Origin of the sequence: Megasphaera sp. AF13-6AC, assembly GCF_027685385.1 — a bacterium.
GTDB lineage: Bacteria > Bacillota > Negativicutes > Veillonellales > Megasphaeraceae > Megasphaera > Megasphaera micronuciformis.
This window is the reverse complement of record NZ_JAQCUN010000085.1, coordinates 1-5,792: the sequence shown is the minus strand read 5'-3', so window position 1 is coordinate 5,792 and position 5,792 is coordinate 1. Positions and strand designations below refer to the sequence as shown.

5 protein-coding genes are annotated in these 5,792 nt (G+C 43.4%); all 5 read left to right on the top strand.

Going from position 1 to position 5,792, the window contains the following annotated elements; all coding sequences use genetic code 11:
* The first annotated feature begins 564 nt into the window (after positions 1-564).
* On the top strand, positions 565-2,226 hold the full coding sequence (locus PGX78_RS05750; protein WP_270445843.1) for a DUF2157 domain-containing protein: 1,662 nt from the start codon (positions 565-567) through the stop codon (positions 2,224-2,226).
* Entirely contained in the window at positions 2,226-2,885 is a 660-nt protein-coding gene (locus PGX78_RS05745; protein WP_270445842.1) for a hypothetical protein, read from the top strand. The genes PGX78_RS05750 and PGX78_RS05745 overlap by 1 nt, the downstream gene beginning before the upstream one ends.
* Before the next feature lie 25 nt (positions 2,886-2,910).
* The gene (locus tag PGX78_RS05740) at positions 2,911-4,116 is read left to right on the top strand and encodes a hypothetical protein (RefSeq protein ID WP_270445841.1); all 1,206 of its coding nucleotides are present in this window, start codon (positions 2,911-2,913) and stop codon (positions 4,114-4,116) included.
* A 102-nt stretch (positions 4,117-4,218) separates the two neighbouring features.
* Positions 4,219-5,454 carry an FprA family A-type flavoprotein gene (locus tag PGX78_RS05735; protein ID WP_270445840.1) on the top strand — a complete coding sequence of 412 codons (1,236 nt, stop codon included), beginning with the start codon at positions 4,219-4,221 and terminating at the stop codon, positions 5,452-5,454.
* 20 nt (positions 5,455-5,474) lie between these two features.
* On the top strand, positions 5,475-5,630 hold the full coding sequence (locus PGX78_RS05730) for a hypothetical protein (RefSeq protein ID WP_006941789.1): 156 nt from the start codon (positions 5,475-5,477) through the stop codon (positions 5,628-5,630).
* Positions 5,631-5,792: the final 162 nt, after the last annotated feature.

Genomic DNA, 5,792 nt, shown 5'->3' with positions numbered 1-5,792 from the left:
TAGGGGGAGGCCCCTTGGGAGGATAGGAAGCCGCTGATTAAGGTAAGAGGGCGTACGCTGATGCGTACGCCTTCTTTGTATGTAGGGGATAGTGCCGTTAGGGTTTTTCAGTAGCTGTAATTGGCTTACATCATCGTATCGGGAATCTGAACTATGAGAATGAACCTATGAAGTGACGGCATAGAGTAACAATAAATCATACACAACTTATATGCATAAAAATATTACAAAAATGCATTAAAGTGCTATAATAAAACAAAGGCAGACAGGAACAACGGTACACAGTATCGACTCCGTCTAAATCATAATATCTGCCGATTTACTGTATGTATATATCACTCCCCCCGATGTATCGTACAGCATTCGCTTTTTGTTTCAGCCCATGGAACATGGTAAGCGTCTCTTAAGAATAGAGCCGGTCTGATTTAATCAGGCCGGCTCTATTCTTGTTGAATGGAGTGAGAAAAAGGCGGAAACATTGGGTTTAAAGCCGTTTTATGGTATACTGAGGAAGTAATTCATGTGTAAAATATGCTACATATATTGTTGTCAGGAGTTATGATTATGACAAAAAAATCAACGGAATGGATTGAACGGGAAGTGGATTCACTGGTTCGGGAGGGGCTTATTTCCGAACAGGCTCAAGACAGAATTCGCGCACATTACGGCAAGCGGAATCGACGTATGTTGTCTGTAATTCCCGTGGCTTTAATTCCTTTAATTATAGGGTTGGCACTAGCGGTTATGGGCATTTTTTGGGCAGCTGCCCATGTATGGTATGACGTGTCCATGACGACCCGGCTTGTTGTGGCCGTGTTAATTTTAACAGCATCGCAAGTCGGTATGATATTAGCTTTAATACAATCGCAACAGGCGAAGCCGGTGGGAGAGATTGCCGCATTGGTGCAGTATATCTCTGTTTTTGCTTCCGTAGCTATTGTGGAACAAACTTTTTATACAGGTTGGGATGGAGATTTTTATTTACTGACTTGTGCCGTTTTGGGACTACCTGCCGTATACTTGTTGAGATCCTTGGCTGGAGCAATTTGGTACGCTCTTTGCCTTGTCATTTGGGCTTTTTCCGGAGGTATGTTGAATGCCTCTTTAGGAGTCGGGTCCGTCTGGATTCTATTGATATTAATGTTACCCTTATATGGTGTGTTCTTTCGTCATGGTGATGAAGTTCGCTTATCCTTGTATTCGTGGATTATGACGATTACCGTATATGCGGTTTTTGCGGCTGTCATGGTGGAAAGTGATTATATTCCCTTCTTCGTTCTCGGAACCTTAGCTGTCGTCATGATGCTTACCGGCTATTCTATCGATATACGGCGGGCTTACGGAATACCTTTTCGGTGGGTCGGTCGTATGGCGGCTTTAGGGGCCTTAGTAATCTCTACCTTACCTGAATCTTGGGTGGGAATTGCTTCTGTGGAAGGATTTCACTGGTCGACAATCATTGTTACGGCTCTTTTATTCTTTGGTGTTATAGCACTGTTGGCAGTAGGAGTTAAGAAACGCTTCTGGGGTCCTGTGTTATATGCGGCGATTCCTGTTATCTTGGGAGCTGAAACTTTTTTGGTACGTAGTGAAATATATTCATCGTTACCTTTGATTTTATCGTTCATCTATACGATTTTCCTGTCTTTTTATGAAATTGTACAAGGCCTTAAGGCGGAATATATCAATCATTTGCGCCTCGGCATAGTCACTCTTATCGTTCTCATGGTAGCCGTCGTCTTCGGGAAGGCTTTTTCGCCGCTTGTGCCCTTGGCGGTTATTGTAATCGTGGCTCTTATCGTAACTCAAGTACGGCGCAATCATAAGAAAAACGGCAATCGCATTGTAGGGAGCGGCGGCAGTCGCACTGTCTCATCCGTACGTAGGGAAAACAGGCGGCGCAATCGCAAAGAAATGAAGGGGGAAGACGCTACACTGACAGCATCCGGAAGAGATACGTCGACAGTTCCCGAGTGGATGCAAGAAAAGTCTGATGTGACTACAGTAGTTCGTCGGCCTCAAGAAAAAACACAATTTGTGGCACCTGTATTCAAGGCTCCTGAAGATATGCCGGCACCGACGTATATGACGGAAAACCCCATTAAAGCCCAAACGGAGGGAGTGACGCGGAAGATGGCGTCACCTTGGGCTGACGGTGCAGAGGAAAAACATAAGGAAAAGAAAAACTCCGTATCTCCGTGGTCTCATAAGGGAGGGCAATCATAATGAAAGAAAAATTGTTGTCTCTCTTAGATAGTCGACGAGCCGTTTATTTTATTATCATTATGACCATTATTGTACAAACCGGCTTTTTGTTCTATTGTAATTGGCGGTGGCACAATATTACGGTAGACGGCATTGCCTATCAAATGCATTGTGTCCCGCGTCTTGAAAACGGATCTTTCGGCACGGACTATATCCGAGTTGTCTTTCCCGAAGATACGACGAAGTGGAATGATTCGGTTTTGCCCGTAAAGGGACAGGAGGTTTACGTAGCTATTACACAAGATACGAGGGGAATGATGGAAATCCTCGGAGCCTCTGCGGAACCTCCGGCTGATCGCGGTGATTATATGAAAGTTAAAGTTGTGGATGTTCGGGAGAATGACCGTACTATTGTTTTTAAACCGCCTTTTGATCGATACCGAATTGCTCCTGAATATATGGATGGGATTTATGATATTACTTCTTCGGATAATGTTATTGCCAGCATCCGTATGAAAAAAGGTGAAGGGGTTATTGAAGGGGTTTTTGTTAACGGTGTTCCCCTCGAAGCCAGCAGTACCGGTGCGGCTATGGCGGCCAAGCAGGTGAAAAACGAAAAAACGACAGCTCCTAAGGTTCGTATTGTAGAAAGTTCAATGGTACCGCCGAAGGAAGAATAAGGCTATACGTGAAAGCAGGGAGATAATGAAATCATATATAAAACCGGCGATGACAGCTGTCCTGGTCTTAATGTTCATGCTTTTAACGGGATTCCGGGCTCAAACGATTATTCATGATGACGGCAGTGAAACCCAGGATGTTTTGAAGGTATCGGACTCGGCTAGGGATAAGAGTGCTCTTGAAAGTGATGCCGATGAGTTCCAAAAGCGCAACTATACAATTATGGATTATGACAACGGCAACGGAAAGGGATTCCGCGCCATGAAGACCCTTACCAGCGAAGCCGCAAATCAGCGATCTGTAGACCGTATTGTGCATAAAACTTTTGACGGGATTATATGTACCATGTATTACATAGACTATACATATACGGATGGGAGTATTGATTATTTAAGACTTGGAAAGACGATGCCTGAAGACGGTGTAGATTTGGAATATATCGTCTCCTTCCCGTCAGGGACAGATGTACAGAGTAACAGCCCGTCCCCTGATGAACAAGGAAAGACATATATGTGGAGGTTATCCGATAATAAGTCGGAGAATATTCGTTTGCAAGCTACGGTGTGGCATAAACTGACTATTTATGCTTTTCTGTTTCTCATAGGGATTATTGTTTTTGCTGTTGTGGTTATGGAGCATCGACGAAAGCGGTCCGGCGACTGGGATACGGCAAAACGATTGCGCCGTTATGAAGTGTTGCTTCTCTTTATACCCTTGTTCATACTCGCTTATATGGCCTATGAATACTATGAAGGGACGCATATTACACCGGGGACGTTGACGAAAATTTCCGAACAACAACAAGAAGAACAGCGCGAACGGGATGATGAAGAAAAGCGGGCCAAGGACTTGGAGGAAAAGAAACAAAAAGACAGTAATGAAGCTGTTGCCAGAATTCGTGCCAAGGCGACAGATTTAACAGATGCATTGAAGACTTTGGCTCGTGACTATGCCGGCGGTAAAATCAGCGGTTCTGAAGCTAAATCACAGGCTGCTTCCGTGGCGGCCAGAGCCAAGGACTTGGTAGGTAATGAAAGTGCCTTAACCGAGGCGGATAAGGAAGTGGTCAGCCGGTTGGTGGATACGATTGTAAGCGAAGCCAATGCTTTGGCAGCCAAGGCTGAGGAGGCGGAAGCCAAGGCTAAGAAGGCGGAAGAAAATAATAGGCAATCAAATTCTAAAAATCGTAAGGGCGATACTCAACAAAATAAAACCAAAAATAACAGGTAACTTTCTTAATGGATATTACCTATTTGTCGAAAAAGTGGTACAATGAACAGAGCACATTTGCCATAGAGTTTTAGTGAAAGGATATAGAGGAGGAAATAAGTTATGCATAGTGTAGAAGAAATTAAAAATGGCGTATATTGGATGGGATGCAATGATTTTCTCACCCCTTTATTTGAACGGATTTTCCCGATTCCCGACGGTGTAAGTTATAACTCGTTCTTTATTGATGATGAAAAGACTTGTGTACTCGACGCTATGGATAAGGTTTGCCGTGATGAATTCCTGGAAGATGTAGAATATTTGCTCCATGGCCGTCAGCTTGATTACTTTATTATTCAGCATATGGAACCGGATCATGCCAGCTCAGCATTGGCTTTGGTTGAAAAATATCCGAATGTCAAAATTGTCGGTCAGGCACAGACCTTTAAGTTCTTCGAACAATTTTACAGTGAAGATTATAAGGCAAATTATATGACCGTTACGGAAGGCGATCAGCTGGACTTAGGTAAACATAAACTCCAATTCATTAAGGCTCCTATGGTTCATTGGCCGGAAGTTATTATGACCTACGATTTGACGGATAAGATTCTTTTCTCGGCAGATGCATTCGGCATGTTCGGCACAGTCGGTAATATTTTTGCCGACCAAGTTGAATATGAAGAAGAATACTTGGATGAAGCTCGCCGTTACTACGTGAATATTGTCGGTAAATACGGAGCTCAGGTCATGGCCGTATTGAAAAAAGCATCGGGATTACAAATCGATTACATTTGCCCTATTCACGGTCTTGTTTTCAGAACGCCGGAAACCATTCAATATATTATTGAAAAACACCTGCATTGGGCGCAGTACGTTCCTGAAAAGAAAGGTGTTGTTATCGCCTTTGCTTCTATTTACGGGGATACGGCCAGAGCGGCTTGCGTATTGGCCAATAAGCTCAGTAAAGCGGGCGTTCACAATGTAATGATGTATGATGTATCAAAGGTTCATCCTTCTTATATCAATGCTAAGGCCTGGGAATACAGCCATTTAGTGTTGGCTGCGCCTACGTATAACCTGAACTTGTTCTTACCCATGGAAAATTTCCTCCACGATCTCAGCACCTTGTCTTTCCAAAAACGAAAAATTGCAGTTCTCGGTTGCCATACATGGTCGTCTGTTGCTCACAAAGAAATGGTTAACTATGTGGAAAATGTTTTCAAGAATTGCGAACTTTTCCCGACAACCTTAGATATGAAGTCCTCGTTGCATAAGGATCAAGAAAGCATTATTGATGCTATGGCTAAAGAAATTGCCGATGATGTAGCTGCATATCCCGACCCGAACACCTTGATTTAAGAAAGGGACGGTTAGAGTCTATGATTATTCGAGATGACAGTGCTAAAAACGGTGACCTTCACAATCCGGATAAGGCGAAGAATAAGGGCGAAGAAATACAGGTTGACTTAGGTCGACCTTTGACGGAAGAAGAAGAGAAAATCTTTGCTAAATTAAAAGAAGGGTTACACTTGTAAGGGTAAAAGTACCGGAATGGATGTTCCGGTACTTTTTTGCGATATAAAAATTATTTCAGGAGGCTCTGTTATGGCTGTCAGCATTGTACTGGGAAAGGCAAATAGCGGAAAAACCGTATGTTGTTTTCGTGCCATGGAAGAAGCGGCTGCAAAGGGAAAAAA

Bases quoted from the DNA above. Each gene is read 5' to 3' on its own strand.
- PGX78_RS05735 (WP_270445840.1), top strand. From the start codon at position 4,219: ATGCATAGTGTAGAAGAAATTAAAAATGGCGTATATTGGATGGGATGC.
- PGX78_RS05740 (WP_270445841.1), top strand. From the start codon at position 2,911: ATGAAATCATATATAAAACCGGCGATGACAGCTGTCCTGGTCTTAATG.
- PGX78_RS05730 (WP_006941789.1), top strand. From the start codon at position 5,475: ATGATTATTCGAGATGACAGTGCTAAAAACGGTGACCTTCACAATCCG.
- PGX78_RS05750 (WP_270445843.1), top strand. From the start codon at position 565: ATGACAAAAAAATCAACGGAATGGATTGAACGGGAAGTGGATTCACTG.
- PGX78_RS05745 (WP_270445842.1), top strand. From the start codon at position 2,226: ATGAAAGAAAAATTGTTGTCTCTCTTAGATAGTCGACGAGCCGTTTAT.